This is a genomic window from Brucella sp. NBRC 12953 (assembly GCF_040369775.1).
GTDB lineage: Bacteria > Pseudomonadota > Alphaproteobacteria > Rhizobiales > Rhizobiaceae > Brucella > Brucella pseudogrignonensis.
On the sequence record NZ_BAABSV010000003.1, the window covers coordinates 522,283 to 548,065 of the forward strand.

Consider the following 25,783-nt stretch of genomic DNA (forward strand, 5'->3'; position numbering starts at 1 on the left):
AATCAAACCCAACCCTGCAACTCGCGACGGACAAGTGTTTCGATAACCTTCATGCCTTCTTCGCTATCGTTGAGGCATGGTATATGGCTGAAATTCTCGCCGCCAGCCTCATGAAACTCTTCTGCCGCTTCGTGGCCAATTTCATCGACCGTTTCCAGACAATCCACCACAAAGCCCGGATTGAGAACCGCAACGGATTTTATGCCCTGCTTTGCCAGTTCTACAAGAGTTTCGTCGGTGTATGGCTGCAACCATTCTTCCGGTCCGAAACGCGACTGGAAAGTCGAGCGGAACTGCTTGTCGTCCATTCCAAGACGAGCGCGCAAAAGCCGCGAAGTTTCAAGGCATTGTGCGCGATACGGATCGCCCTTGTCGGAATAGCTTTTCGGGATTCCGTGATAAGAAGCGAGGATCACTTCCGGCTTGAAATCAAGCGTTGCCAGATGCTTCTCGATCGACTGCGCGAGCGCCTCGATATAGACAGGCTCCACTTCATAGGAAGGGATCGTGCGGACAGCCGGCATGAAGCGCTTTTTCATCAGCACTTCAAAGAATTTGTCATTTACGGTAGCGGTGGTCGTTGCCGAATATTGCGGATAGAGCGGGAACATCACGATGCGTTCGCAGCCCTGTTTCAGCAGCCGATCCGTCACTTCCTCAATCGAAGGCTGACCATAGCGCATGGCCCAGTCGACGATGACATTCGGATGATCTTTCAGAGAGACCGCAAGCTTCTCACCTTGCGCACGGGTAAAGGTGCGCAGCGGCGATTCATTTTTCTCGCGGTTCCAGATGCGGTCATAGAGTGCGCCAGAGCGCTTCGGGCGCGTGTTGAGCACAATGCCATACAGGATCGGATACCAGAATAGACGCGGCCATTCGATCACGCGGCGATCCGAGAGAAACTCGGCCAGATAACGGCGCATCGGGGCATAGCTAGTGCCGTCCGGCGTGCCGAGATTAACAAGCAAGACACCGACTTTGGGTTGCTTTACAGCATGGCTGGCTGGGGTGGCGATCACTTTATCCGTCTCACTCATATTCCGACTCCTGCTTTGCCGGAAAACTAGAGAAAAAAAGGCAAATTACAATCCTAACAATGACTAAGGCAGTTGAATTGTCTGAAGATTACGGAAGTATCACATAAAAAAACGGCACACGCTAAAAGCGTATGCCGTCTGGAACGGGTAATCAGAAGGTTTTAGCCGCGACGGGTCAGCGAGAAACGCGATCCTGCGGACGAGGTGCAGTTCAGCTGGTTCTGTGCCACGAGAGCGCAGTTTACGCGGGACGACGTTCCACGCACGATCGAGCGCATGTCGATTTCGACAAGCTGTGGTGACTGGTAACGATAGTTACCTTCTGCGAGCTTCTCGTTGGTGTCGGTCGAGCGGGTTTCGAAAATGCCGCCATTGAAGGATGAAACGATACCGTTCGGATCAACCCATGCGCCGTCGATACCGGATGGCGCGCGATTGACGACAGGGACATTGCCACCACCGCCAGGGCCGGTTGCCACACAACCTGCAAGCGCGAGCGATACGATTGCCGTAGAGCCAATGATGCGGAAGCGTTTCATGTCCATTTTCTCCATAAGAGTGTTTCTCGTGTGATGTATGGAAATTTACACGATTACAAGCCCCTTTGACGACGATAGCCAAAATGTTGCGAAACTGCCGCAATCGAAATTGCCCGGCAAAGGCCGGGCAATCCCGTTTGTTTTAGCGCACCAGAATGTTGCGGAATTGCCAAGGGTCTTTGGTGTCGAGGTCTTCGTCGAACAGGACACCACGGCCTTCCAGCGGGTTCCAGTCGGTATAATAGCCTTTGACCGGCCCCAAATATGGCAGCTGCACTTCAAGGCAGCGGCGATAGTCCATTTCGTCGGTTTCGACGATGCCGCTTTCAGGGTTTTCCAAAGCCCAGACCATGCCCGCCAGAACAGAAGACGAAACCTGCAAGCCCGTTGCGTTCTGATAAGGCGCGAGTTTGCGGGCTTCTTCGACGCTCAGCTGCGAGCCATACCAATAGGCGTTTTTGTCGTGACCATAGAGCAGGACGCCCAGCTCATCCGAGCCGTCGAGAATTTCGTCTTCTTCCAGCACATGCTGAACCGCCTGCGCACGTCCGCTGCCGCCAAACATTTCGTCAAGCGAGAGAATGGCGACATTGCTCGGATGATAGGCGTAGTTACAGGTCGGGCGGTATTCGAGCTTGCCCTTCTTGCTGCGCACAGTGAAGAAGTCGGCAATCGAAATTGCTTCATTGTGGGTTACAAGCAGGCCGTACTGCGCGCCATGGGTCGGGCACCAGGTGCGAATGCGGGTATTGCCGCCGGGCTGTTCAAGGAAGATCGCAGCCTTGTTGCCCTTCTTCTGCTTGCGGGCGTTTTTAGGCTTCCAGTTTTCATGAGTGCCCCAGCCGAGTTCGGCAGGCTGCAAGCCTTCAGCAATAAAGCCTTCCACCGACCATGTGTTCCAGAAGGTGTCGAACGGCTTCGGCTCCTTGGCGCGCTGGGTGTCGCGTTCAGCGATATGAACACCCTTCACGCCGGCTTTCTTCATAAGCTTCGCCCAGCCCTGACGGTCATCGGCTGCTGGTTCTTCAAACTCAAGCTTGAGTTCGCCTGCGAGATCAACGAGCGCTTTTTTCACAAACCACGACACCATGCCGGGATTTGCTCCACAGCAGGAAACAGCGGTCGGGCCGCCCGGATTCTTTTTCTTTTCAGCGCGAACGGTTTCGCGCAGCGCATAATTGGTGCGCGAAGCATTGTCTGCTTCGGTGTCAAAATAGAAACCAAGCCATGGCTCGACAACCGTATCAATATAGAGTGCGCCCTGTTCGCGGCTGTAGCGCATCAGATCGAGCGATCCGGTGTCGACCGACAGATTGACGATGAAAGGCTGGCCTTCGCCTTCCTTGATCAGAGGCCCAAGAATCTTCTTGTAATTGTCCTTGGTGATCGCGTCCTTGATGAATCGGATACCCTTGTCATCCAGGATCTTGCGGTTCTTCTCAGATGGATCAATGACGACCAGACGGGATTTGTCGAATTTGAAATGGCGTTCGATCAGTGGCAGGGTACCGCGCCCGATCGAGCCAAAGCCGATCATGATGACAGAGCCGGTAATTTCGCCATAGACTGGCCATTTCGCTTTCGCCATTTTCTTTCTCTCTCCTGCTGTAAAGCTACAGCGTTGCACAATTCCCTATTTTAAGAACTGCTAATTTCGCAACGATAGCACAGGTTCATAGAAAGAAAGAAACGTCACAACCCTATGACATGAATACGTGTTTAACGAATTTATATCGTAACCAGCTGAGCGCGGATCATTCCACGCAATGAATTGCCGACAAGAATGTTGCGCGCGCGGCTAAGATCATCCACCGTCACAACGCCTTCCTGAACCACGCTGTTGTTCAGAAGTTCGCGCCGCAGAACACCATCGAGCAGGCCGCAGGAAAGGGCGGGGGTGACACAGGTAGTGCCGCCAATATCGAGGAAAATCGATGTGATGGTGCCTTCGCACACTTCGTCGCGTTCGTTGAGCAGAATGACTTCATCCACCTCGGCTGACGAATATTCTTCACGGGCCGAAATATAGGCCTGACGCCGCGTGGTCTTGTGGCGCAGCAAGGCATCATCGTGCTTCAGACGCGTTTCTGCCACTGCGATGCGCCAGACAGTCTGTGGCTGCAACGGCTCATAAGGAAAAGCCGCAATCTCGACGAGACCGTCCGGAGCAAGGGTCAGGCGCAGTTTGAGCGGGCTGTCCCCGGCGCTGATCTCGGCGATCTTCTTATGCACCGTTTCCATGTTGTAACGGAAGCCAAGCTCTCTCGCGGAGTTTTCCAGCCGCGCCATATGAAGATCGCAACGCAGGATACCCGAAAGAGGCTCCCAGCGCATGGTCTCGATCAGCTGATAGTCTGGGTCCGCATGGCTGGTCGCTGTCCCGTCGCGAACCGTGCTTTCAGAAGACATTCCTCATACTCCGCTTGCGCTGTGGAATCGAAGACCACACCGCCCCCGACATTGAAGATTGCACGATTTTGCTCAAGAAGCGAGATCGTGCGGATGGCAACATTGAACCGCATACGTCCACCCGGCTCGATCCAGCCAAGCGAGCCGCAATAGATGTCGCGCGGGCCGGTTTCCAGCCTGCGTAGGATTTCCATCGCGCTGATTTTCGGCGCGCCGGTAATGGAACCGCATGGGAAAAGTGCCGCAAAAATCGCGCGCAGCGGCAGATTGTCTTTAAGCTTTGCACGCACGCGGCTGATCATCTGGTGAACGGTTGGATAAGTTTCGACCCGGAAAATTTCAGGCACATCAAGTGATCCGACTTCGCTGACCAGTGAAATGTCATTGCGCAGGAGATCGACAATCATGCGGTTTTCCGCCTGATTTTTGGGATCGTTCATCAAAAACTGGCGGTTCGCCTCATCCTCAAAACGGGTGGCACCGCGCGGCATGGTGCCCTTCATCGGATGGGTTTCGATAAAGCCTTCGCCATCCACTTCAAAGAAGAGTTCGGGCGAACGCGACAGGATGATCGGGCCACCGAGATCGCAATAGGTCGCATAGCGAACGGGCTGACGCTTTGCGAGCGTGTTGAACAGCACGAGCGGATCGCCGTCCCATTCAGCATGAACCGGAAAGGTCAGATTGCCCTGATAGCAATCGCCTTCGCGCAGATGCTGGTGAAGGCGTGCAAACTTCGGCTGGTAATCTTCAAGCGACCATTGGGTGACCGGTTCACGCAGGTAGGTGATGTTGTCATCGCTGCGCGTGTGCAAGGCTTCGTCTGATGGGCCATCGAAGACACCAAAGCATAAAAGGGGGGCTTTGCGATTTTCCGGCAGAAGCTCTTTCAGTTTGGGTTCAAGAAGATAGCCCGCCTCATAGGAGAGGTAGCCTGCAAGCCATTTGCCCGCTTCGTGGGCGCGTTGCATGGCTTCCCATGCTGCTTCGAAGGTATCTGGTGTATCGGCACGGATAATCGAAGACGGAGCCGCGAATAAAACATCGCGGCCCGCCTTGTCATCCCGAAAAAGGATTTGCGGCCTATTCAAACCCCTATTCAAACCCTTGTGGGTCACGAATTTGCTCAGTCTTCCATGGCTTCGAGTTCGTCGATGATACCTTCCACCACCGACAGGCCCTTGCTCCAGAAATCCGGATCAGTTGCATCAAGGCCAAATGGCGCCAGCAGTTCCTTGTGGTGCTTGGTGCCACCCGCTTTCAGCATGTCGAAATACTTCTGCTGGAAGCCTTTTTCCGAGTTCTGGTAGACGGCATAAAGCGAGTTTACCAGACAATCGCCGAAAGCATAGGCATAGACGTAGAACGGCGAATGGATGAAGTGCGGAATATAGGTCCAGAAGGTTTCGTAACCCGGATTGAGATTGACCGCATCGCCAAGGCTTTCGCGTTGCACGTCCATCCAGATTTCGCCGATACGCTCTGATGTCAGTTCGCCTTCGCGGCGCTCGGTGTGAACACGACGCTCGAACTGGTAGAAAGCGATCTGGCGCACGACCGTATTGATCATGTCCTCGGCCTTCTGAGCCAGCATGGCCTTGCGTTCGCGCTTGTTGGTGGTGCGTTCAAGCAGCGAGCGGAACGTGAGCATCTCGCCAAAAACGGAAGCCGTTTCCGCCAGTGTGAGTGGCGTGGATGCCATCAGCGCACCCTGTTCGCCGGCCAGCACCTGATGCACGCCATGGCCAAGCTCGTGCGCAAGTGTCATCACATCGCGCGGCTTGCCCATATAGTTGAGCAGCACATAAGGATGAGCGGAAGGCACGGTTGGATGCGCAAAAGCGCCCGGCGCCTTGCCCGGACGCACCGGCGCGTCAATCCAGTTCTTGTCAAAGAACTTCTTGGCGATTTCGGCCATTTCAGGCGCGAAGTTGCCATAGGCGGAAAGCACGGTTTCGCGCGCCTCATCCCACGAGATCAGCGCCTGCGGTGTTTCCGGCAGCGGCGCATTGCGATCCCAGTTCTCCAGCTTTTCAAGGCCGAGCCACTTGGCTTTCAGCGCATAATAGCGGTGCGAAATACGCGGATAGGCAGCTTCGACGGCACTGCTGAGCGCATCGACAACTTCACGTTCAACGCGATTGGCAAGATGGCGGCTGTCGGCAATGTCCTGAAAACCACGCCAGCGGTCGGAGATTTCCTTGTCCTTGGCCAGCGTATTGGTAATCAGCGTGAAAGTGCGCAGGTTTGCGCTAAAAGTCTTGGCGAGCGCTTCCGATGCCTTTTTGCGCACAGCACCATCTGCATCCTGCAGCATGTTGAGCGTCTGCTCGATGGCCAGTTCTTCGCCATCGATCTCAAAACGCAGGCTCGACATGGTTTCATCAAACAGGCGGTTCCAGGCGCTGTAGCCGGTGATCGACTTTTCGTGGAAAAGCTGTTCCAGTTTGTCGTCAAGCTCATATGGCTTGTCGAGGCGCAAATCTTCCAGCCATGGGCGGTAGTGGCCGATCGAGGGATTGGAGGCCATCGCCTTTTCAAGCACGTCGTCATCAATGCGGTTGATTTCGAGGCTGAAGAAAATCAGCGGCGTGTTGGCGTCAGTCAGCTTCTGCTGCACATCACCGAACAATTTCATGCGCTTGGAATCGGTGGTGTCGCCGTAGTAATAAAGGCCCGCGAAGGAAGCGATGCGGCCCATGAGTTCGCTTAGACCCTCATATTCCTTGATCGCATCAGCAAAATTTCCGCCATTGGCCTTTGCCGCTTCTTCACCGAGTTTGCCCTTCCAGCGGGTTTCAAAATCGGCTGCATCCTTTGCCGCCTTTTCGAGATCAGCTTTCAGTTCAGCGCTCTCGGCAGAGGGGTAGAGGTCAGCCAGGTTCCACTCGGGCAGCTTTCCAAGGTCGGCCTTCGTGGCAGTTCCGGTATCACCGGCTGGCATATGAGGCATAGTGTCGAGCGTGACAGACTTTGAAAAACGGTTCATGGCAAAGGTCATAGCATTCTCCTGTTGCCCTCTTCTCGCATGTCTTTTTCAAGACGCCAAGGGGCAAGGCGCTATCCTGGATCACAGAACTATTCTGAGGATGATGCGTAAATGTGTATGCATGAGGGCTTGCTTTCATAAGGAACGATGCTCCAAATGACGCGCCCGAAATATGACACATACTAGATATTGGGATGTTCCGAGACATATACCACTGGTAGTGAAGCACCCATGAGTACGCGTATTCTTATAGCGGATGATGATCCGATACAACGCCGCAGCCTTGAAACGGCTGTGCTGCGCATGGGGCACAGGACCATCCTTGCAGATGGTGGCACGAGTGCATTCGGTTTCATCAGCACCCGCAAGGACATTGCGCTTATACTTCTCGATCTGACCATGCCAGACATGGATGGCTGCGCCGTCCTTACAAAAATGCGTGAAGCGGGCATTAATATTCCCGTTATCGTGTTGGTGCAGAACGATGACCTCGAAAAAGCCATGCAGGCTATCAGACTGGGCGCCGTCGACTTTATGACCAAGCCCGTCGTGTTCGAGCGAATGCAGGTATCGGTTGCCAATGCTTTCAAACTCGATTCGCTGACACAGGAACTCAAGCGCACGCGTTCCTCGCAGAAATCACATATTCTGCTTTCCGATATGGTGACGAAGAGCCCGGAAATGGAGAAAGTGGCCATGCTGGCGCGACGTGTGACGCCGCTTGATACGCCATTGCTCATCGAAGGCGAAGTCGGCACAGGCAAGGAAACTCTGGCGCGGGCTATCAGCAGTGGTGGAACACGTTGGCAGGGCCCTTTTGTCGCCATCGATTGCCGTTCTCTTGCAAAAAGCAATGCCGACCAACTGCTCTTCGGGCATTCAGGAGCAAGACCAATCAATTCCGTTGAGACGCCAATCCAGATTGCGGGTAAAATCGCAGAGGCGCAGAACGGAACTTTGTTCTTTGATGAGATCAGCGCGCTGCCTTATCGCACGCAGCTTCGTCTCTTTGAACTCATGCAAGCCTCGCAATATGTGACCGCTGGTGAAAGTGCCGATCTTTTGGCCAACACACGCGTCATTGCTTCAAACAGTCATTCCTTGGCCGAGCTTGTGCATATGGGCCGGTTTCATCCCGGGCTTTATCATCTCATTTCATCGTTTTCGATTGAGATGCCGTCGTTGCGAAATCGCATTGAGGATATTCCAATCCTCGCCCATCAGTTTCTGATGCATTTTGCCAGCGAAGAACGGCTGGGGCATATTACGGGCATCACACCCTATGCACTTGAGGGGCTGAAGACCTACGATTGGCCCGGCAATGTTCGGGAACTGAAAAATGCAATTTATCATGCCGTACTTCTGTGCGATGAACATGCGTTAACGGTTCGACATTTCCGACATATGGGTCTCGATACAGGTATTGTTCGTGGACAGTCTACGGACGGTGGAACGTCGCTTCAGAACAGCGAAATATCAAGTTCGGGCGCGATCAGCGGCACGACACGGGACGGCGAAGTTCGTACGCTTGCTGCGACCGAAGAAGAGATGATCCGCTTCGCAATTGCGCATTACGATGGCCAAATCAGTGAAGTAGCGCGCCGTTTAGGCATCGGTCGGACCACGCTGTACCGAAAATTGAAGGAATATGGCATCGATGTGGCGTCAATAGCTGGCAAGGGTCGCGACGACGCAGATGACCATTTTGATGCCCAATCCGGCCGGTTTGCGAGCCGCTAAAACTCTTTAACTTATTGAAATTTAGTAATTTATGAAGCAGTACCTGTTGGTGTTGCCAGAATGTTAGCATCGCGGAAGATTGTTAATAATTTTTTTACCATGACGAAAATAGATGCGTCTGTGTGTCTTTTTTGCCATGGTGTTTCCTCATTTGTTGTTCACTAAGCGTCCATTAACCATTAAATCCGACAATCAGGGCTCACGCATATTCGTTTCTACGATCTCTGATACGGCCCTTAGGGCGGACAACACGGTAAGGCGATATAATTCAATGAGCAGCATATCGACCATTAAAGCGCGCTTTGCGAAAGTCTGGACTGGATTGTCTGCTTCCGTATTTAAGGTTCGTTCTTCTGTTTCCGCCTCTCTGGTTGCAGCGGCGGTCGTGACTGCATTCGCACCGGCGCAAGCATCAGCCGAAACGCGCACGCTCAAGCTTTATTATGTTCACACTGGCGAGAAGGCCGAAATCACCTTCAAGAAGAATGGTCGCTTCCTGCCTGATGGTCTGAAGAAGCTGAACGTCTTCCTGCGTGACTGGCGTCGCAACGAGCCAACCAAGATGGACCCGCGCCTGTTCGATCTGGTTTGGCAGGTTTATCGTTCGACTGGTTCAAATCAGTATATCACTGTTGTTTCCGCCTATCGTTCCCCTGCAACCAATAACATGCTGCGCTCCAAGACCAGCGGTGTGGCCAAGAAGAGCCAGCACACGCTTGGCCGCGCGATGGACTTTTTCATTCCGGGTGTTCCGCTTGCAAAGCTGCGCGCCATCGGTATGCGTTATCAGGTCGGCGGTGTAGGCTATTACCCGCGTTCCGGCTCGCCTTTCACCCATATGGATGTTGGCAATGTCCGCTCCTGGCCACGCATGAGCCGCCGCGAGCTGTTAGCGCTGTTCCCGGATGGTAAGACTGCTCACATTCCAGCCGACGGCAAGCCATTGCCGGGCTATGAGCAGGCGCTTGCGATGATTGAAAGACAGAAAGCCAGTGGCGGCAACGTCATGATGGCCAGCAATTCGGCACCACGTAAGAGCAAGACGCTGTTCGGCGCGCTCTTTGGCGGCGGCGGTGCTGACGAAGAAGAAGATAATGGCGATGTAGCGCCAGCTGCGGCCCGTCCAGCCCGCGCCGTTCCTGCACGTCAGGCTCCGGCACCTGCCGCACCAGTACAGACGCCACAGGCTGAAACCATGGTTGCAGCTTTGCCAGCCCGCGATGCGCCGGTGCCGATGCAGGCGCCACGTCCGGAAGCTGCGGTTGAAGCGCCGCAGGCTGAAGAAGTGCCAATGGCAGCGCTCAATGTGCCAATTCCAGCGCGCAAGCCAGCGACCGCTCCTCAGGATGCAGTAGCCCTTGCTGCCGCTGAACAGACTGGTGACGCAGCAGCTGCGGCCGCGCGTGCCGCGGTTGATGCAAACACGGCTCAAGTTGCTGATGCAGGTGCTTCGCCGCTGATGAACGGTTTCGTTCCAATTCCATCGACACGTCCTCAGCAGGCAGCCGATAGCGTTCAGCTTGCTTCTGCAGCGATCCCTTCTGCGCGGCCTGACCGTCCTCAGGATGCGATTGCCCAGCTCGTTAACAACCCGCAGGACGCGGCTCCAGCTGTCGCAGATGCAAGCGCAAGCGTGCCGCAGCCGGGTGAAACAGCCGCGTTCCCGCTGCCAAAGACTGCCCCACGCGACGATACACAGCTTGCCATGCTTTCCCGCAAGGATGAGATTGGCGAGCTGATCGGACCGCCAGATGACGATTTTGACACGAAGCCTGTAGCCAATGCTGCACCAGAAGCTCCAGCTCCTGCAAAAGCTGCACATGATCGCATTGCTCCGGTGAAGACAGCTTCCGTTGCCAAGCAGGTCAAGGCTCCAACCCGTCAGCAGATTGCTGCTGCAAGTGATGCTGCAGCAACCGGCGTCCGAACGACTGCCAAGGGTGCTCGTCGCGTTGCAAAAGCAAGCGCTCGTCCAGGTGCTGTCGTACAGCCAGCGGCGATGCCAACCTCGACCATTGCAATGTCGACAGATTCTGTTGCGCAGAATGCGCCTGCAACCAATCCGGTTCTGCGCAACGATGCAATGCGTTCGGCACCGGCAATGGTCTATACCGCTGGCTTCCAGCGTGGCGACCTGCCAAGCGACCGCTCAAATAAGTTCAGCGGCAATGCCGTTACCTTCCTGACGGTAGCGAAGTTCACCGAAACGAACTGATCATCCGCGAGATCAAGATAAGAAAAAAGGGGCCGTAAAGGCCCCTTTTTTATAGCATTTCCAGCAAAAGTGCGAAGCGGTTTTGCGTCGGATAATGCGTAAAAACAAATAGTTACAGTGGTTCCAACGATTCATTTCTAACTGGAACCGCTGTAATTGGCTGTTTAACGTTTAGCCCTTCAAGGCTGCGGCTTCCGCGGCAAGCTTGGTGATACCGTCCCAGTCGCCCGCTTCCAGCAGTTCCTTCGGTGCAACCCAGGAGCCACCGACACAGACCACATTTGGCAGCGAAAGATAGGTCTTCGCATTGGCAAGGCTGATGCCGCCGGTCGGGCAGAAGATTGTACCGGCCAGTGGCGAGGACAGGGCTTTCAGGAATGGTGCGCCGCCTGCCTGTTCTGCCGGGAAGAATTTGAGATGCGTGTAGCCTTCTTCGCGAAGGGCGAGCATTTCGCTGGGCGTGATGGCCGCAGGCAGCAGAGGCACATCACTGTCATCAGCTGCAGCGAGAATATACTTCGTCGCGCCTGGGCTTACGATGAAGCGCGAACCGGCCTTGGCTGCTTCCTCATATTGCTTTGCATTGAGAATGGTGCCTGCACCGACGATTGCTTCGGGCACTTCAGATGCGACTGCGCGAATGGCGTCGAGTGCTGCAGCCGTGCGCAGGGTGATTTCGATTGCTGGCAATCCACCCTTGGCCAGCGCGCGTGCCAGCGGAACCGCATGTTCTACCTTGTCAATCAGCAAGACGGGAATGACTGGTTGGCCTTGCAGGACGGGAACGAGAAGATCGGTTTTCTGCGGCATGAGCTTGCTCTTCTGCTTGAGTGTGCGGGTAAAAATCGATTTAAAGTGCATGGCCCTGTTTGTCTACCGCGCACATCAAAACCGATGCGCGGCGCGGCAGCGTTATGCCGCTAGCAATATACGGCCGAGGCTGCGGTTCCAGCGTTCAAAGGCTGCGGCCATGCGGCTATCATATTGATTGCATGCGAAGGCTGGCCCGTTATAGCGGCGTGCGAAATTGCGCCAGTCTTTCTGCTCCAGTGCTGTTTTCAATCCGGCTTTGTCGATGAAATTCAGCATCAGCCTGACCTGTCCACCGACAGAACTGCGTGCTTCCGCCACCAGTTCATCAATGCTGCTATAGCCCAGCCATTCCCAATGGGCGCCCATCACCTGACCAAGTCCCCATGAGGTGGATTCAAGCGCCGCCTTCTTATGGATAGACACGGCCCGCTCAAGCAAAAGCCAGCGTTCGCGCTGGGTCTTCGGATTGCGCACGCGCCCTGCCTCCGGCGCCGATAATCCGGCTTGACGCGCCTGATCACGAATACGGCCTGCAAGCCTCCGGTCGAAATAATGGCCTTCAAAGCGTATTGCCGGTTCTTTTTTGCCATTAATGTCGAAAAGCGCGCGACCGCCACTTTCCACTTCAGCCACTGCCAGAAGCGCTGCCGGATCAATTCCGGCTTGCCTTGCCAATGAGATGATTTCTGCAAAACTTTCTGTATCGAACAACAGGTTTCTCCTCTTGCAAACCGCGTTTATCGAAGCCGGATTTTCGCTCGTCTTGAGAGGAGGGGGATAAATAACTTGAATTTGCCGCGTTCGAGGACTAGTTCGAAGGAAATTTGGAAGAGATCGAACGATGAGCAATCTACCTTTTACTGTTGCTGCCCTTTATTGCTTTGCGCCGCTGCCGCAATATGAAAGCCTGCGCGAGCCGCTGGCCGAACTTTGCTGCACGAATGGCATCAAGGGGACGCTGTTGCTTGCAGCAGAGGGTATTAATGGCACGGTTGCAGGCTCTGCTGAAGCAATCGAAAAGCTCGTAAAATACATTACTGCAGTTCCCGGCCTTGCCAATCCGGAACTCAAATATTCCAATGCGACCGAAATGCCGTTCTATCGCATGAAGGTGCGTTTGAAGCGTGAAATCGTCACCATGGGCGTCGATGGCATTGATCCGCTGAAAAGCGTTGGCACATATATTGCGCCCAAGGATTGGAACGCGCTGATTGCCGATGAAGACACGGTCGTTGTCGATACGCGCAACGATTATGAATATGCCATTGGTACTTTTGAAGGCGCGCTTGATCCGAACACCAAAACATTCCGCGAATTTCCGGAATGGGTGGAGCAGAACCGCGACAAGCTTGAAGGCAAGAAGATTGCCATGTTCTGCACGGGTGGCATCCGTTGTGAGAAGGCAACGGCCTTCGTCAAGGGGCTCGGCTTTGATGATGTTTTCCACCTCAAGGGCGGTATTCTGAAATATCTCGAAGACGTGCCAAAAGAAGAAAGCATGTGGAACGGCGAATGCTTCGTGTTCGATGAACGCGTGGCAATCGGTCATGGTCTGACGGAAAGCGATATCGAGCTTTGCCGCGCCTGCCGTCGTCCGATCACTGCAGAAGACAAGCTTTCGCAGTTCTTCGAGGAAGGCATTTCCTGCGCTGGTTGTTATGACGAACGCACGCCGGAAGATCGCGCACGTTTTGCCGAGCGCGAAAAGCAGGTCAAGCTCGCCAAGCTCCGTGGCTCAAGCCACAAGCACATCGGACGCTAACTTTTTTTGAACGCGCATCTTAGCCCGAAAACCGCTTCACACTTTTCGGGATGCGCTTTGATGATGCGGCCCTTTTTGCCGCATCATTCTTATCAGCACTAGCCAAAGCTAATACTCCCCTTTAAGGTGGCCATGTTTTCGGAACGATATGAATTCGTTACGGAAATTCTGGGCGGCTTTTGGATGGACGCCCGTGTGAAAAGGGTTTGACGGCATCCGGGTCGCGTTTGCCTCCATCATACCCATCATCGCAAGTTGAGCATCTCGACAGGTCTTGATGCTCGAACAAACGGCGGCGGATTTTTTCCGGCGTGTGATGATGTTTGCCCGAAATACGGGCGCCATGGAGGTCGACAATGAAAAAACTTATCGCTGCGTTTCTTATTACGGTTGCAGCCGGTGCTGCATCGGTTGCTCATGCTGCCGAAAAGGTCACGGTCTTTGCTGCAGCCAGCATGAAGGATGTGATCGAGGAAGCCGCCAAGCAGATCAAGGCCAAGGACGGCACGGAAGTTGTGGCTTCCTTTGCTTCGTCTTCGGTTCTGGCAAAACAGATCGAGCAGGGTGCTCCGGCACAGATTTTCATTTCTGCTGATCTCGATTGGATGGATTATGTCGAGAAAGCCGACCTGATCGACAAGGCATCGCGCAAGGTGATTGCGGGCAACGCGCTGGTGATTGCAACGCAGAAGGAAACGCCGAAGGGTGAAGCCAAGGAATTGCTCAGCGCTGGCCGTTTTGCAATGGGTGATCCGTCGAACGTTCCTGCTGGCAAATATGGCAAGGCAGCGCTTGAAAAGCTCGATATCTGGAAAGACATCGAAAAGAACGCCGTTTTCACCGAAAACGTGCGCGTTGCGCTGCAATATGTGAGCCGCGCCGAAGTGAAGGCTGCAATCGTCTATGCATCGGATCGTGCGGCTGCGCCTGAACTCGTTGAAGCCTATCGCTTCCCGGCTTCGAGCCATGCTCCAATCCTTTATCCTGCAGCACTGATTGCAAAGAACGAAAATGATGCTGCCAAGGCATTCCTTGCGTTCCTTGAAAGCGATGCCGGCCAGGCGATCATCAAGGACAAGGGCTTTGTAGGCGCTGCAGAGGCCGCTCAGTAATGATGGAAGGCAATGTCTGGCAGATTGTTGCTCTGTCGCTCCGGGTTGCCGGGATCGCTATTGTTGTCGCTCTGCCAATTGCCTTTCTTGTTGCGTGGATTCTTGCCCGGTTTAATTTTCCGGGCAAGTCTCTGGTACAGGCTATTGTCACCATGCCGCTGGTTCTGCCGCCGGTGGTGACAGGTTATCTTCTGCTGATCCTGTTTGGATCGCGTGGCGCGCTTGGGGCGCCATTGCAGGAATGGCTTGGCCTTTCCTTTTCCTTCCGCTGGACCGGTGCAGCTCTTGCTGCAGGCGTCATGGCGTTTCCATTGCTTGTTCGCCCTATTCGCCTCTCGATTGAAGGGCTTGATCGTGGGCTTGAGGAAGCGGCGCGCACGCTGGGCGCCAACAGGTTTATTGCTTTTTTCACGGTGATTTTGCCGCCCTTGCTGCCGGGCATTCTGGCGGGTGCGGTGCTTGGCTTTGCCAAGGCGCTGGGCGAGTTCGGCGCGACCATCACCTTTGTTTCCAACATTCCGGGCGAAACGCAAACGCTTTCACTGGCGATCTATGCCCTATTGCAGACGCCAACAGGCGACGCAGAAGCTTTCCGTCTGATTGCGATTTCTGCAGCCATTTCCATTGCTGCCGTGGTGTTGTCTGAATGGTTGCAGCGCAGGCTTGCAGGAGAAGCGAAATGAGCGGTCTTGAAGTTTCCGTCGCTGGCCGCAATGGCAAATTTGCGGTTGAAGCAGATTTTGCCGCCCGTTGGGGCGTTACGGCTCTGTTTGGCCATTCGGGCGCTGGCAAAACAACGCTTCTCAAGATGATTGCCGGAACGCTGCATCCGGAAAGCGGGCGCATCGCAGTCGGTGATTTCACGCTCTTCGATGCCGAAAAGGGTATCAATCTGCCACCTGAAAAACGCCGTATCGGCTATGTGTTTCAGGAAGCGCGGCTGTTTCCGCATATGAGTGTGAAGCGAAACCTCACTTATGCGCGCTGGGCCGGAAAACGCCAGAACAGCCGCAGTTTTGATGAGGTTGTGGCGCTGCTTGGTATCGATCACCTCTTGGATCGTCGTCCGGCAACTCTTTCGGGCGGCGAACGCCAGCGTGTGGCCATTGGTCGTGCGCTTTTGTCTGATCCGGCACTTTTGTTGCTGGATGAGCCGCTGTCCTCTCTGGATCATGCACGCAGGCAGGAGATTTTGCCCTTTATCGAGCGGCTTCGTGATGAAAGCCATGTGCCGATCGTCTATGTCAGCCACGAGATTGACGAGGTTGCGCGGCTTGCCGATGAAATCGTTCTTCTATCGGGCGGCAAGGTGAAAGCCAGTGGCGAAGCTGCCGAGATTTTCCCGCTGATTGATGGGGAAGGCGAGGGCGCTGGTGTGCTGCTTGAAGGCTCGGTTTCAGCTTATGATGAGCGCTACAAACTTGCCGAAATTGATCTTGGCGGGACGACATTCCAGCTCAGCGATGCCGGGCTTAAACAGAACATGCATGTGCGCCTTCGGGTTCGCGCACGCGATGTCTCCATTGCGCGCAAGGCACCAGATGCGATCAGTATCCGCAACGTGCTGCCGGTTTCCATTGTGGCGATTGAAGCGGGAGAAGGGCCGAATGCTCACGTCGCGCTCGACTTTCAGGGGCGGCGTCTGGGTGCGCGACTGACGCGGCGTTCGGTCGATGATCTGGGCCTTGCAGTGGGCGATCAGGTCGTGGCGCTCGTCAAAGCGGTCTCCGTGGATCGTGCTGCAATAAGAGAGAAATGAGGGTGACAATTTTCCTGTTTGCGTAATCCGCCTTTTATGCTCCTGTCTCTATTAGATGGGAGCATTAAATGACTGATTTGCAGAATTGGACACCACGCCCGAAGCCTGAACGCAAAGTGCTGGAAGGCCAGTATGTCAGGCTCGAACCACTGGATGCCGCCCGGCACGGTGACGAGCTGTTTTCGGCCTCTTCCGTTGAAGATGCGGATCAGCGGTTTACCTGGCTGTTCGAAGTTCCGCCTGCAACGCGCGAAGCTTTTGAGCCGTGGCTCGAAAAGGTGTCGGGCAGCGAAGATCCTCTATTCTTTGCGGTCATCGACAAGGCCAGCGGCAAGGTTGCCGGTCGTCAGGCCTTGATGCGTATTGATCCGGCTCATGGTGCCATCGAGATCGGGAACATCTATTGGGGACCGCTCATCTCGCGTAAACCGGCTGCCACCGAAGCGCAGTTCCTGTTCATGCAGTATATTTTTGATGAGCTTGGCTATCGCCGCTATGAGTGGAAGTGCAATGATAAAAACGCGCCGTCCAAGCGCGCAGCGGAACGTTTCGGCTTCCAGTTTGAAGGCATTTTCCGCCAACATATGGTGACAAAGGGCAACAACCGCGACACTGCATGGTTTTCGATCATCGACAGCGAATGGCCAGCGCTGAAACAAGCTTATCAGGCATGGCTTGCGCCGACAAACTTTGATAGTGACGGTCAGCAGATCAGAAGATTAGAGGATTTTCGCATTGGCGGCTGAACCGAAGAAGAGCAATCCGGCAATTGCCGCAGCCATTATCCTGGTTGGTTTTGGCGTGCTTGCCTATTATTTGCCAACGATCATGATCGCGCTTGGCGAACGCTCGCACATCGCAGCGGTTATTTTCGGGATACTCTTCGTACTCAGCTTCTTTGGCATATTCTGGCTGCGTTCGCGCCGCCAGAATAAGGACTAACCTACGAGTGCAGCACTAAGCAGCAGAGCGCCGGTCAGCGCAATAAACAGTGCCGCGCCTACTTCAATCGCCGCCTTCAGGCGACCGGACATGGCGCTGCTGCCTGCAAAGCGCAATGCCGTGTTTTTGGCGGTTACGGCCAGGGTTGCGAGAAATGCCACGGTCAGAAATGTGCCAAAAGCCATCGCGAAGACCGAAAGCAATCCACCAACCAACAGACCATTGAGAAGCGCGAAGGTGAGCACGATCAGCGCGCCGGAGCATGGGCGCAGGCCGACAGAGAAAATCGCCGACCATGCCGTCTTCCAGTTGAAATCGTCGCCGAGCGTCGATGGATCGGCAATATGGGCGTTGCCGCAATCGGCACAGATATCACCCTCACCGATAAAGACGTGATCGGCCGCGGCATTGGCAGGCTTGTAGTTGAGCTTGACCGTGTTGGTGGTGCCGAGCGCACGCGTGCTTTGTGAAACGCTGCCCTGCCAGGCTGGACCGCTGGCCATTGCCGTTTGAGGCGCTGCCGCAAAAAGCGCGCTCGTCGGGGAAGGCTCAGCACTGTCACGCTTCTTGAACAGAAGCGGCAATTTGCGTGCAAGCAACCACAGGCCAAAGAACAGCACCAGCGCGAAACTGGCAATTTCCATGTAGCGCGCCGTCTGGTTCATCGAAATGCCGGTGCCACGCAGCACAAGCCAGGCCAGTCCCACCACAAACACCGCCATGATCGCCTGCAGCAGCGATGAGATGAAAGACAGGAAAATGCCGCGTCTCAATGCCGTTTCATTGGCGATCATGTAAGACGAAATGACCGCCTTGCCATGGCCGGGACCAGCGGCATGGAAAATACCATAAACAAAGGAGAGGCCGATAAGCACTGATGCCTGCCATGGGTCTTCGCGCATGGCTTTGAGCGCGGTTGTCATGGCGAGATAGAAGTTGCGCTGCTGTTCATTCATCCAGAGAATGATATGCGCAAAAGGTCCGGTCGGTTTCATGGCGACTTCATTGGCACCGATGCCCAGAGATGATTGCGCCCAAGCCTGGGCGGCGATCATCACGAGGCTGACTGTGAGAATGAAACGGACCGTTTTCTTCATAAGGCTGATTATCCTTTTTTCTCGCAGTCTATCTCAAGGCGCGTGGCGAAAATCTTCGACATGTCTGTGCCTGCCGGATCGTTGAAAAAGGCTTCGGTCAGTGTGCCCTGATTTTGCGCAAGTGCTTCATCGGGGTTAGGGCGAATGACCTCAGACTTGCAGCCTGCAGGCAGACCTTTAACAACCAGCTCATTATCGCTCACATAGTCGATGGCCGTATAAAAGGTCGGATCGTAAACACCGAAACTGACCTTGTGTCCCGGTTCAAGCTTTAGCGGCTTTTCAGGCTTGCTGGTGAAAACGATCATCAGATGATTATCGGAGAAGTCAGCTGCCAGATCTTTCGGACGAGCCATTTTAACATCCTTGCCATCGGCAAGCACGGTCTGAAAATATTTGAACTCGGCGATGGAGCTGTTGATGACATGGCCAAGGTCGATCAGCTCATTTTTGTCGAGCTGCAAATCGCCATTCTTATCAAACTCCATCAGAACCGTTGATGAAAACACATCATCAAAACGCCAGATATGGGCGAGCTGTTCCACCGTGCCGTCCGGTGCAATTGTCAGTTCCAGCCTTGCATCGGCAAAGACATGCGGGTGCGCGCTCGCGGCCAGAGGCGCAAACACTGTCGCCAGTGTTACGGCAAGGCCAAGGGGGCTTTTCAGCCATGAGCGCAAATCAAGCATATACGGGTTCCGTGAATTCATCTGCAAGGCATAAGGGTGAAGGCGGCAAAAGTAGGACAAGTGACGCAAGCGCCGCCTTTTATACCGCGATCTTTTACAGTTTTGTGTCGCCCTGCATTTCGCGTTCCTTGAACCACTGGGTCAGAAAGTCGACCAGAGCGCGGATTTTGGCTGGCAAATAGCGACGATGCGGATAGACCGCATAGATGCCGCCATCCCTTACGATGAATTCATCGAGGCAGGGAATGAGCCTGCCGCGCTCAATCTCTTCTTCCGCAATAAAGGCTGGAAGCGAGCAAAATCCAAGTCCGGCAATTGCGGCAGTTTTGGTCGCAACCGGACTGTTGACTTCAATGGGGCCATTGACCGTCACCGTCATCATCGAGCCGTCGGTATTGCGGAAATGCCAGTTGTTGCGTGAGCGGGCATTGGTGTCGATGATGCAGGGCTTATCGTGCAGATCTTCCGGGCGTTCGGGCTTGCCAACGCGCGCAATCAGCTCTGGCGCACCGCACAAAACGGAATGGAACGGTGACAGCCTTTTTGCAATGAGCGAGGAATCCTGCAAACGCGTGATGCGGATTGCAAGGTCGAAGCCTTCTTCCACCATATCAACGAAACGATCATCCAGCCGCACGTCGAGCACGATTTCCGGATGGGCAAGACAGAAATCGATCAGCGATTGCCCGATCACCGCATCGGCAAAGGTACGCGGCGCTGAAAGCTTGATGCGTCCGCGCGCGTCTGAACTTGTTTCGCTGACGGCATCCTGAAGCGCGTCGATCTCGCGGATGATCTCGACAGCGCGGTGATAATAGGTGTGTCCGGCTTCTGTCAGCGAGAACTGGCGCGTGGTGCGGTTCAAAAGACGGGCGCCAAGCTCGTCTTCAAGTTCACGCACATATTTGGAAAGCAGCGCCTTGGAGCGTCCGATCTTTCGCGCCGCAGCCGAAAAACCTTCCGCTTCGACCACGTCGATGAATGCGCGCATACGTGTGAGGGTATCCATGGTCTAGTCCTGCTTTTCGAGAATGTTTCGGCCAAGCGCAATAAGCGCCCGGTCGCTGCCGCGTGGGCCAATGAATGAGATGCCAAATGGCGCGCCGTGAACCTGTCCCAGTGGAACAGTAATCTGTGGCAGGCCGGATAGCACGGAAAGGCAAAGCAGCCGCAGAGCCTGTTCACGATAGGCTTGCAGGCTCTCGAATGGTTCGTTTGCGAAAGGTGCTGCACCCGGTACGGTTGGCAGTGCCAGAACCGCGTTGTCACCGATGATTGTTTCCAATTCCTGTGTGAAACGCGCACGGCGTATGCGATGCCGGGCTACTGCTTCGTCGGAGATTTCCGAGCCGTAAGCAAAACGGTCCGCGACGCCGGGGCCAAGCTTGCGATCACCGGATGAAATCCACGCGCCATGCGTGTTCCATGCTTCCCAGCCCTGTATCTGGCGGAAGGTGAGGTAGAGTTCGTCGATTGACAAGGTTGACTGGCTGGCAGCCTTAAGACTTGCAAAATGCGGGCGCACTTTCGCAAACATGGCGCGATAGCTGTCTGTTTCAGGATGATCGAGCAGCAAATGCTCAAGAAGCGGCATATAAAGAAGCTGCGAGAAGCTGAAGTTCTGCTCATCATCGCTGAGCAGAACTTGCCCGACCTTTTCATAAAGCGCGATGTCGCGGGCAAACCAGCCGATTGTGTCGAGCGAGGGCGCAAGCGGCATGATGCCTTCAAGCGGAATGCGCCCATGTGTGGTACGCAGGCCGATCAGCCCGCAGAAGCTGGCAGGCGCGCGGATTGAACCGCCGGTATCAGAGCCGAGCGCTATATCTGCGATTTTTCCGGCGACCGACGCCGCAGAGCCGGATGAAGACCCACCGGTAACGCGGTCGGGCGCTGCGGGATTGATCGGGTAGGGGAAATGCGAATTTTGCCCCATCAAAGAGAAGGCCAGCTCATCGGTCTGCGTTTTGCCGATCACTGTTGCACCCGCTGCGAGCAGCTTCTCGACGGCGGGCGCCGATTTTTCGGCTGCAACTGATTCGGCCAAAATCTGCGGATTGCCGCAGCCTGTTTTCATTCCTGTGACATCATAAATGTCTTTGACTGCCAAAGTTGCGCCCTGAAGAGCGCCATTGACCGAAGGTGCAGGTGCGATTTCAGCTTTTGTGATGAGGGCGTTGAAGGAATCGAGGCTGGTCATTGTTCACGACTTGCTGTCGAAATCAGCATTTATGGTTAAGAAAAGAGAAATTTATACGGTAGATTGTTTCACTAATATTGAACAATGGCAAGCACAGTGAATACGTTGAGACCCCTAAAAATTATTTTCGCTCGACCCTGATTTGTCATTGAATGAACACATGTTTGGGATTATATCGCCCTTGCCCAAAGTCGCACGTGCCTGTGGGTGTCCGCCGATCCTCGAATGGTGAGGAATTCGGTACGGTACCTGGACCTAACCGCTCCAGTTGATCTGTAGGCCAACCGCCAGATCAAGGACATCTTGAAGCAACGACGGTGCGGGCCTTTCTAGTGTCTTTCGGCTGTCCAAAAGCCGGAATTACTGAAGAGGCACACCTTCATTGCCAGAAGTGCGGATGCGGTTCTCCAATTCCAATCCAAGGCAGACAAAGCGGAGTAACGCGGGTTTAGCGTTGTTCCATCGCCGCATGAGTTTTCGCGTGACCTCAGCACCTCCAAAGGCTGGCCTCACCGCGGATGCGCTTATGCTTACTTTGTCTCTTAGAGAATTTTCGGGTCCATGGGGGACCCGGTCTGATTCCCTAAGTGTTTTTTCTGCGCAATTCCGAAAAGGATTGCGCTCTAGATGCGGCCAATCAAGCCGCGCGGGAGAACGACCATGGCAACTCAGCGTATTATTGACTTCCTCAACACCCGCCGCCCAGATGGCCCTTGCCTCGTCGTGGACACTGACGTCGTGCGCGAAAACTATCAGAATTTTGAAAAGGCATTGCCTTACTCGCGCATTTTCTATGCTGTGAAGGCAAATCCTGCACCTGAAGTCCTGCGTCTTCTTGCATCGCTTGGCTCGTGCTTCGATACGGCATCGGTTGCCGAAATCGAAATGGCACTGGAAGCCGGCGCAACGCCAAACCGCATCTCTTATGGCAACACCATCAAGAAGGAGCGCGATGTTGCGCGCGCTTTCGAGCTGGGCATCCGCCTCTTTGCCGTTGATTGCGTTGAAGAAGTCGAAAAGGTTGCGCGCGCAGCTCCTGGCAGCCGCGTGTTCTGCCGCGTTCTGACCGATGGTGAAGGCGCTGAATGGCCTCTGTCGCGCAAGTTCGGTTGCGTGCCTGCCATGGCTATCGACGTGCTGCGTCATGCAAAGTCGCTCGGCCTCGACTCCTACGGTGTGTCGTTCCACGTCGGCTCGCAGCAGACGGACCTCACCGCATGGGATCGCGCTCTTAGCGATGCTGCATCGGTATTCCGCACGCTGGCTGACGAAGGCATCGTCCTTCGCATGGTCAACATGGGCGGCGGCTTCCCAACCCGCTACCTCAAGGATGTACCGACCGCACAGGCTTACGGCATGGCGATCTTCGATGCGCTGTCGAAGCATTTCGGCAACCGCATTCCGGAAACCATCATTGAACCGGGCCGTGGCATGGTTGGCAATGCAGGCGTGATCAAGACCGAAGTGGTTCTGGTTTCGCGCAAGTCGGACAACGACAATGTTCGTTGGGTCTATCTCGACATCGGCAAATTCGGCGGTCTGGCCGAAACCATGGACGAGGCGATCCGCTACCAGATCGTGACTCCACATGATGGTGGCGAAACCGAACCTTGCGTGCTGGCTGGCCCAACCTGCGACAGTGCGGATGTTCTTTATGAAAAGACGCCGTATCCGCTGCCGGTTTCGCTGACCATCGGTGATGAAGTTCTCATCGAAGGCACAGGCGCCTACACCACCACCTATTCGGCGGTGGCGTTCAATGGCTTCGAACCGCTCCGATCCTACGTCATCTAACCGGCCGGGTTAGGTATGATCCCGAAAAGTGGGAACCGGTTTTCGGATTAGATCATACCGTTATAAGTCCGACCGATCCTCTCAATCTGCCCGGCGCTGAAAAGTGCTGGGCAGGATGTGCGGCTGCCCATTTTTAGGGTGCGATGTCATGAACGCAAATCTGGAAATTCAGGAAACTACCGTAGCCGGCCTTTCGCCGCTTTTTGTACCAGCTTTCACCATCGCGGGTGAAGCAGTGGAACACATCATTGCGCGTGAAGCTCTGCTTGATCGCGCGATGGGCGAAGGCCGTCGCAGGAAATCGTCGGAAAAACTGCGCCGTGGTCGTCTGCCCGCGGAAGGTCTGGCTTTTTCGGCGATTGATGACCATGGAATGCTGGCGGGCACTGTTCGGTTGTGGAATGTCCATGCCGGTCTGGATGCGTTCGGCTTTCCGGTTTCAGCTCTGTTGCTCGGCCCGCTTGCAGTCGATCCATCAACTGCCGGTCGCGGTATCGGTTCGGCCTTGATGCAGCACGCAATTGCCGAGGCAAAGCGGCTTGGTCATGGCGCTATTCTGCTGGTCGGTGATCCGGAATATTACAGCCGTTTCGGCTTTACTGCCGAGAAGACCGGTGAACTTGCCATGCCCGGCCCGTTTGAAAAGCGTCGGTTTCTGGCGCTGGAGCTAAAGGTCGGTCATCTCGATGGCGCGCAGGGAATTCTGCGTGCCAGCGGACGTAAAATCTCGCGATCTTAACTGACACGCACCAGCCGTCCGAAGTTGCGGACGGCTGTTATTGCCAGACCCAGCATAAAGCCCGCAATCAGCCCTGCAATTACAATCAGCTTGCGTGTTGATCCGGCCGGATCAAGCGGCGGACGTGCTTCCGAAATCACACGAACATTGGTGGTCGTGATGCCTTCCTGTTCACTCGTTTCACGCGAGCGCAGGAGGAATGCTTCATAGACTGAACGCAACGTCGTTGCTTCGCGCTCCAGCTCGCGCAGCTTCACGCGATCATTGTTGCTATTGGCCTGTTGTGACTTGAGCTGCGCAAGTCGGGCGCTCAGGTCTTTCTCTTGCTGCACGGAACGCGCGACTTCGACCTGCAATGAAGCGCGAATGCGACGCAGTTCCGCATCAATATCATTGAGAACAGTCTGCTTCTGCGATTGAAGCTGAATGAATTGCGGATGGCGTGGGCCAAGCTGGGTGGACGCACCATTGGCGTTCTGGCTCGCCAGTGCATATTGCGCACGCAAGGCTGTCAGTGTGTTGGAACGCAAATCTTCCGGCAGGGTGCCGGAGATCACGCTGCCGGTATTGGCATCGCTAAGCACCTGTACCCGCGCCTGAAGCCGCATGGTTTCCGCGCGCTGATTGGTCAGCTGATCGTTGAGGCGCGACAAATCATTGTCACTGATAAGCTTGCCATCGACATCAACCAGATCGCGTGAGGCGCGATAATCTGCAGCTGCCTTCTCCGCATTCTCGACATTGCCCCGCATATCGGCGAGACGCTTTGAAAGTTCGTCCGCATTGCGGCGAGCCACATCTGACTGAAGCGAATCAAGCTCTGTCTGGAAAACGGAACCAATAAGATTGGCGATTTCAGCCGATTTCTCGGCATTTCGCGTCTTGACCGAAATCGAATAGATGAAGGTCTTGGCATCTCGACCGATGGTCAGACTATCATAGAGATTGTAGAGAACGCGGGTTTCAAGCGCCTGACCGTCACTGGCCGTTTTCGGCCGGAACATGGTTTTCAGCTGCGCGAAGAAACCGGCGACACCCGTAGGTACAAAACTACCATTAAACTCGGGGTCTTTGGTGAGATCTGCTTTATCAATAACTTTGAGAAGTACGCTGCTCGAATCAAGCAGGCGTGCCTGACTTTCAGCGATGGCCAAAGAGGCGTCGGTCGGTAATTGTCCCGGGGTGAGCTCGGTGCCAACAGACCGCACATTACGCGGATCGACGAGAATATCGGTGGAGGCCACAAACATCTGCGGAATGGTCAGCGCATAAAGTGTAGCCACAATGCCGCCGAGCAAGGTCGTGGCCAGTAGCAAGCGACGAGAACCCTTCACCACTTCGATCGCAACACGCGGATCGATCAGCGGTTTCCATTCATTGTCCGGTGCATCACGTCGGGCAGGCAGCGCAGTTTCGCCAGCGGCTGCTTCCTGTACTGGTTCAGAAGGCTGTGGCAGCGCATCTTTCGGTGACTTTTCACGCGCTTCACGCTCGGCAATCTTGCGCTCAAGCTCGGTCTTGATCGCGGCCATGCGACTGCGAAGCTCGGAAACTTCTTTCTCTTCTGCTGCTTTGTTTGCCTGCTGTGAGCGGAAAAGCTCTGCCCGTTCTTCAGGCGTTGCAGGGGGTGTCCAAGGCGGCGCAATGGTCTGAGATTCGTTTTTGGACGCGTCAGATTCTTCGCGGCTCGTCTCGGGCGCGTCTGAAAATGCCAGAAGAGGCTTTTCTTCTCTTCCTTTGTTGCGCTTGTCGTCACCGCTCATCGTCAAAGATGTCCGTACCCCGAAATATCGCTTACTCGCATCGGACTATAGGTTTTTTATGGAGAACAAATGGTTAATTTGCATCGCGATATTCGCGTTAGTGCTTTTTAATTAAGTCTTTTTCGCTAAGTATCGATTTACGGTCGGCATGTACGACTAAACAAGCAACAGGTAATATAAA

23 protein-coding genes are annotated in these 25,783 nt (G+C 54.8%); 10 read left to right on the forward strand and 13 right to left on the reverse strand.

Annotation, left to right across the window (positions count from 1 at the left end):
* Positions 1-2: 2 nt before the first annotated feature.
* From hemH to ABWV94_RS09855, 6 genes are all read right to left on the reverse strand, one after another.
* Positions 3-1,040: a ferrochelatase gene (hemH, locus tag ABWV94_RS09830; RefSeq protein WP_353413453.1), complete on the reverse strand. Its 1,038-nt coding sequence runs from the start codon at positions 1,038-1,040 to the stop codon at positions 3-5.
* 161 nt (positions 1,041-1,201) lie between these two features.
* On the reverse strand, positions 1,202-1,579 hold the full coding sequence (gene omp10, locus ABWV94_RS09835) for an outer membrane lipoprotein Omp10 (protein ID WP_007877140.1): 378 nt from the start codon (positions 1,577-1,579) through the stop codon (positions 1,202-1,204).
* A 142-nt stretch (positions 1,580-1,721) separates the two neighbouring features.
* Positions 1,722-3,167, reverse strand: a complete 1,446-nt coding sequence (locus tag ABWV94_RS09840) for a homospermidine synthase (RefSeq protein ID WP_353413455.1) — start codon at positions 3,165-3,167, stop codon at positions 1,722-1,724.
* A gap of 140 nt (positions 3,168-3,307) precedes the next feature.
* Complete coding sequence (locus tag ABWV94_RS09845; protein WP_105519308.1) at positions 3,308-3,988, reverse strand: aminotransferase class IV family protein; 681 nt, start codon at positions 3,986-3,988, stop codon at positions 3,308-3,310.
* Positions 3,922-5,079 carry an aminodeoxychorismate synthase component I gene (locus tag ABWV94_RS09850; protein ID WP_502905161.1) on the reverse strand — a complete coding sequence of 386 codons (1,158 nt, stop codon included), beginning with the start codon at positions 5,077-5,079 and terminating at the stop codon, positions 3,922-3,924. Before ABWV94_RS09850 ends, ABWV94_RS09845 begins: the two co-directional genes overlap by 67 nt.
* 35 nt (positions 5,080-5,114) lie before the next feature.
* Complete coding sequence (locus ABWV94_RS09855) at positions 5,115-6,989, reverse strand: M3 family oligoendopeptidase (RefSeq protein WP_502905162.1); 1,875 nt, start codon at positions 6,987-6,989, stop codon at positions 5,115-5,117.
* Between the two features lie 219 nt (positions 6,990-7,208).
* On the opposite strand from ABWV94_RS09855, the gene ABWV94_RS09860 reads away from it, so the two are divergent.
* Both ABWV94_RS09860 and ABWV94_RS09865 read left to right on the forward strand, forming a co-directional pair.
* Positions 7,209-8,717: a sigma-54-dependent transcriptional regulator gene (locus ABWV94_RS09860; protein ID WP_079213193.1), complete on the forward strand. Its 1,509-nt coding sequence runs from the start codon at positions 7,209-7,211 to the stop codon at positions 8,715-8,717.
* Between the two features lie 271 nt (positions 8,718-8,988).
* Positions 8,989-10,932, forward strand: a complete 1,944-nt coding sequence (locus ABWV94_RS09865) for a peptidoglycan L,D-endopeptidase MepK (protein ID WP_210341961.1) — start codon at positions 8,989-8,991, stop codon at positions 10,930-10,932.
* 171 nt (positions 10,933-11,103) lie between these two features.
* Here ABWV94_RS09865 and ABWV94_RS09870 read toward each other — a convergent pair whose 3' ends face one another.
* Positions 11,104-11,742 carry a 2-dehydro-3-deoxy-phosphogluconate aldolase gene (locus ABWV94_RS09870; protein ID WP_113497818.1) on the reverse strand — a complete coding sequence of 213 codons (639 nt, stop codon included), beginning with the start codon at positions 11,740-11,742 and terminating at the stop codon, positions 11,104-11,106.
* 102 nt (positions 11,743-11,844) lie between these two features.
* A complete protein-coding gene (locus tag ABWV94_RS09875) occupies positions 11,845-12,456 on the reverse strand; it encodes an N-acetylmuramidase family protein (RefSeq protein WP_353413458.1) in 612 nt (203 codons plus the stop codon).
* Between the two features lie 130 nt (positions 12,457-12,586).
* Between ABWV94_RS09875 and trhO the strand changes: the two genes are divergently transcribed.
* The 6 genes from trhO (at position 12,587) to ABWV94_RS09905 (ending at position 17,320) form a co-directional block, all read left to right on the forward strand.
* Entirely contained in the window at positions 12,587-13,507 is a 921-nt protein-coding gene (trhO, locus tag ABWV94_RS09880) for an oxygen-dependent tRNA uridine(34) hydroxylase TrhO (RefSeq protein WP_079213189.1), read from the forward strand.
* 356 nt (positions 13,508-13,863) lie between these two features.
* On the forward strand, positions 13,864-14,619 hold the full coding sequence (gene modA, locus ABWV94_RS09885; RefSeq protein WP_064321403.1) for a molybdate ABC transporter substrate-binding protein: 756 nt from the start codon (positions 13,864-13,866) through the stop codon (positions 14,617-14,619).
* Positions 14,619-15,302, forward strand: a complete 684-nt coding sequence (gene modB, locus ABWV94_RS09890; RefSeq protein ID WP_007877118.1) for a molybdate ABC transporter permease subunit — start codon at positions 14,619-14,621, stop codon at positions 15,300-15,302. Before modA ends, modB begins: the two co-directional genes overlap by 1 nt.
* A complete protein-coding gene (gene modC, locus ABWV94_RS09895; RefSeq protein ID WP_353413460.1) occupies positions 15,299-16,378 on the forward strand; it encodes a molybdenum ABC transporter ATP-binding protein in 1,080 nt (359 codons plus the stop codon). Before modB ends, modC begins: the two co-directional genes overlap by 4 nt.
* A 68-nt stretch (positions 16,379-16,446) precedes the next feature.
* On the forward strand, positions 16,447-17,124 hold the full coding sequence (locus ABWV94_RS09900; RefSeq protein WP_353413462.1) for a GNAT family N-acetyltransferase: 678 nt from the start codon (positions 16,447-16,449) through the stop codon (positions 17,122-17,124).
* Positions 17,114-17,320, forward strand: coding sequence for a hypothetical protein (locus ABWV94_RS09905; RefSeq protein ID WP_007877114.1), 207 nt, complete (start codon positions 17,114-17,116; stop codon positions 17,318-17,320). Before ABWV94_RS09900 ends, ABWV94_RS09905 begins: the two co-directional genes overlap by 11 nt.
* Here ABWV94_RS09905 and ABWV94_RS09910 read toward each other — a convergent pair.
* The 4 genes from ABWV94_RS09910 to ABWV94_RS09925 form a co-directional block, all read right to left on the reverse strand.
* Positions 17,317-18,417 carry a nickel/cobalt transporter gene (locus tag ABWV94_RS09910; RefSeq protein ID WP_113159608.1) on the reverse strand — a complete coding sequence of 367 codons (1,101 nt, stop codon included), beginning with the start codon at positions 18,415-18,417 and terminating at the stop codon, positions 17,317-17,319. The two genes, ABWV94_RS09905 and ABWV94_RS09910, sit on opposite strands and share 4 nt — an antisense overlap.
* Before the next feature lie 8 nt (positions 18,418-18,425).
* Positions 18,426-19,106 (reverse strand): DUF1007 family protein, encoded by a 681-nt coding sequence (locus ABWV94_RS09915; RefSeq protein ID WP_064321407.1) that lies wholly within the window; start codon positions 19,104-19,106, stop codon positions 18,426-18,428.
* 94 nt (positions 19,107-19,200) lie between these two features.
* On the reverse strand, positions 19,201-20,115 hold the full coding sequence (locus ABWV94_RS09920) for a LysR family transcriptional regulator (RefSeq protein ID WP_007877110.1): 915 nt from the start codon (positions 20,113-20,115) through the stop codon (positions 19,201-19,203).
* 3 nt (positions 20,116-20,118) lie between these two features.
* A complete protein-coding gene (locus ABWV94_RS09925) occupies positions 20,119-21,306 on the reverse strand; it encodes an amidase (RefSeq protein ID WP_353413465.1) in 1,188 nt (395 codons plus the stop codon).
* A gap of 660 nt (positions 21,307-21,966) precedes the next feature.
* Between ABWV94_RS09925 and odc2 the strand changes: the two genes are divergently transcribed.
* Both odc2 and ABWV94_RS09935 read left to right on the forward strand, forming a co-directional pair.
* Positions 21,967-23,100 (forward strand): ornithine/lysine decarboxylase, encoded by a 1,134-nt coding sequence (gene odc2 / locus ABWV94_RS09930; RefSeq protein WP_007877108.1) that lies wholly within the window; start codon positions 21,967-21,969, stop codon positions 23,098-23,100.
* Between the two features lie 148 nt (positions 23,101-23,248).
* Entirely contained in the window at positions 23,249-23,839 is a 591-nt protein-coding gene (locus ABWV94_RS09935) for a GNAT family N-acetyltransferase (protein WP_353413467.1), read from the forward strand.
* Here ABWV94_RS09935 and ABWV94_RS09940 read toward each other — a convergent pair.
* Positions 23,836-25,602 carry a GumC family protein gene (locus ABWV94_RS09940; protein ID WP_353413469.1) on the reverse strand — a complete coding sequence of 589 codons (1,767 nt, stop codon included), beginning with the start codon at positions 25,600-25,602 and terminating at the stop codon, positions 23,836-23,838. The genes ABWV94_RS09935 and ABWV94_RS09940 overlap by 4 nt on opposite strands.
* Positions 25,603-25,783 lie beyond the last annotated feature (181 nt).

What these genes read in the sequence shown, in the direction of transcription:
- hemH (WP_353413453.1), bottom strand. Translation starts at nt 1,040, where the DNA reads ATGAGTGAGACGGATAAAGTGATCGCCACCCCAGCCAGCCATGCTGTA.
- omp10 (WP_007877140.1), bottom strand. Translation starts at nt 1,579, where the DNA reads ATGAAACGCTTCCGCATCATTGGCTCTACGGCAATCGTATCGCTCGCG.
- ABWV94_RS09840 (WP_353413455.1), bottom strand. Translation starts at nt 3,167, where the DNA reads ATGGCGAAAGCGAAATGGCCAGTCTATGGCGAAATTACCGGCTCTGTC.
- ABWV94_RS09845 (WP_105519308.1), bottom strand. Translation starts at nt 3,988, where the DNA reads ATGTCTTCTGAAAGCACGGTTCGCGACGGGACAGCGACCAGCCATGCG.
- ABWV94_RS09855 (WP_502905162.1), bottom strand. Translation starts at nt 6,989, where the DNA reads ATGACCTTTGCCATGAACCGTTTTTCAAAGTCTGTCACGCTCGACACT.
- ABWV94_RS09860 (WP_079213193.1), top strand. Translation starts at nt 7,209, where the DNA reads ATGAGTACGCGTATTCTTATAGCGGATGATGATCCGATACAACGCCGC.
- ABWV94_RS09865 (WP_210341961.1), top strand. Translation starts at nt 8,989, where the DNA reads ATGAGCAGCATATCGACCATTAAAGCGCGCTTTGCGAAAGTCTGGACT.
- ABWV94_RS09870 (WP_113497818.1), bottom strand. Translation starts at nt 11,742, where the DNA reads ATGCCGCAGAAAACCGATCTTCTCGTTCCCGTCCTGCAAGGCCAACCA.
- trhO (WP_079213189.1), top strand. Translation starts at nt 12,587, where the DNA reads ATGAGCAATCTACCTTTTACTGTTGCTGCCCTTTATTGCTTTGCGCCG.
- modA (WP_064321403.1), top strand. Translation starts at nt 13,864, where the DNA reads ATGAAAAAACTTATCGCTGCGTTTCTTATTACGGTTGCAGCCGGTGCT.
- modB (WP_007877118.1), top strand. Translation starts at nt 14,619, where the DNA reads ATGATGGAAGGCAATGTCTGGCAGATTGTTGCTCTGTCGCTCCGGGTT.
- modC (WP_353413460.1), top strand. Translation starts at nt 15,299, where the DNA reads ATGAGCGGTCTTGAAGTTTCCGTCGCTGGCCGCAATGGCAAATTTGCG.
- ABWV94_RS09900 (WP_353413462.1), top strand. Translation starts at nt 16,447, where the DNA reads ATGACTGATTTGCAGAATTGGACACCACGCCCGAAGCCTGAACGCAAA.
- ABWV94_RS09910 (WP_113159608.1), bottom strand. Translation starts at nt 18,417, where the DNA reads ATGAAGAAAACGGTCCGTTTCATTCTCACAGTCAGCCTCGTGATGATC.
- ABWV94_RS09915 (WP_064321407.1), bottom strand. Translation starts at nt 19,106, where the DNA reads ATGCTTGATTTGCGCTCATGGCTGAAAAGCCCCCTTGGCCTTGCCGTA.
- ABWV94_RS09920 (WP_007877110.1), bottom strand. Translation starts at nt 20,115, where the DNA reads ATGGATACCCTCACACGTATGCGCGCATTCATCGACGTGGTCGAAGCG.
- ABWV94_RS09925 (WP_353413465.1), bottom strand. Translation starts at nt 21,306, where the DNA reads ATGACCAGCCTCGATTCCTTCAACGCCCTCATCACAAAAGCTGAAATC.
- odc2 (WP_007877108.1), top strand. Translation starts at nt 21,967, where the DNA reads ATGGCAACTCAGCGTATTATTGACTTCCTCAACACCCGCCGCCCAGAT.
- ABWV94_RS09935 (WP_353413467.1), top strand. Translation starts at nt 23,249, where the DNA reads ATGAACGCAAATCTGGAAATTCAGGAAACTACCGTAGCCGGCCTTTCG.
- ABWV94_RS09940 (WP_353413469.1), bottom strand. Translation starts at nt 25,602, where the DNA reads ATGAGCGGTGACGACAAGCGCAACAAAGGAAGAGAAGAAAAGCCTCTT.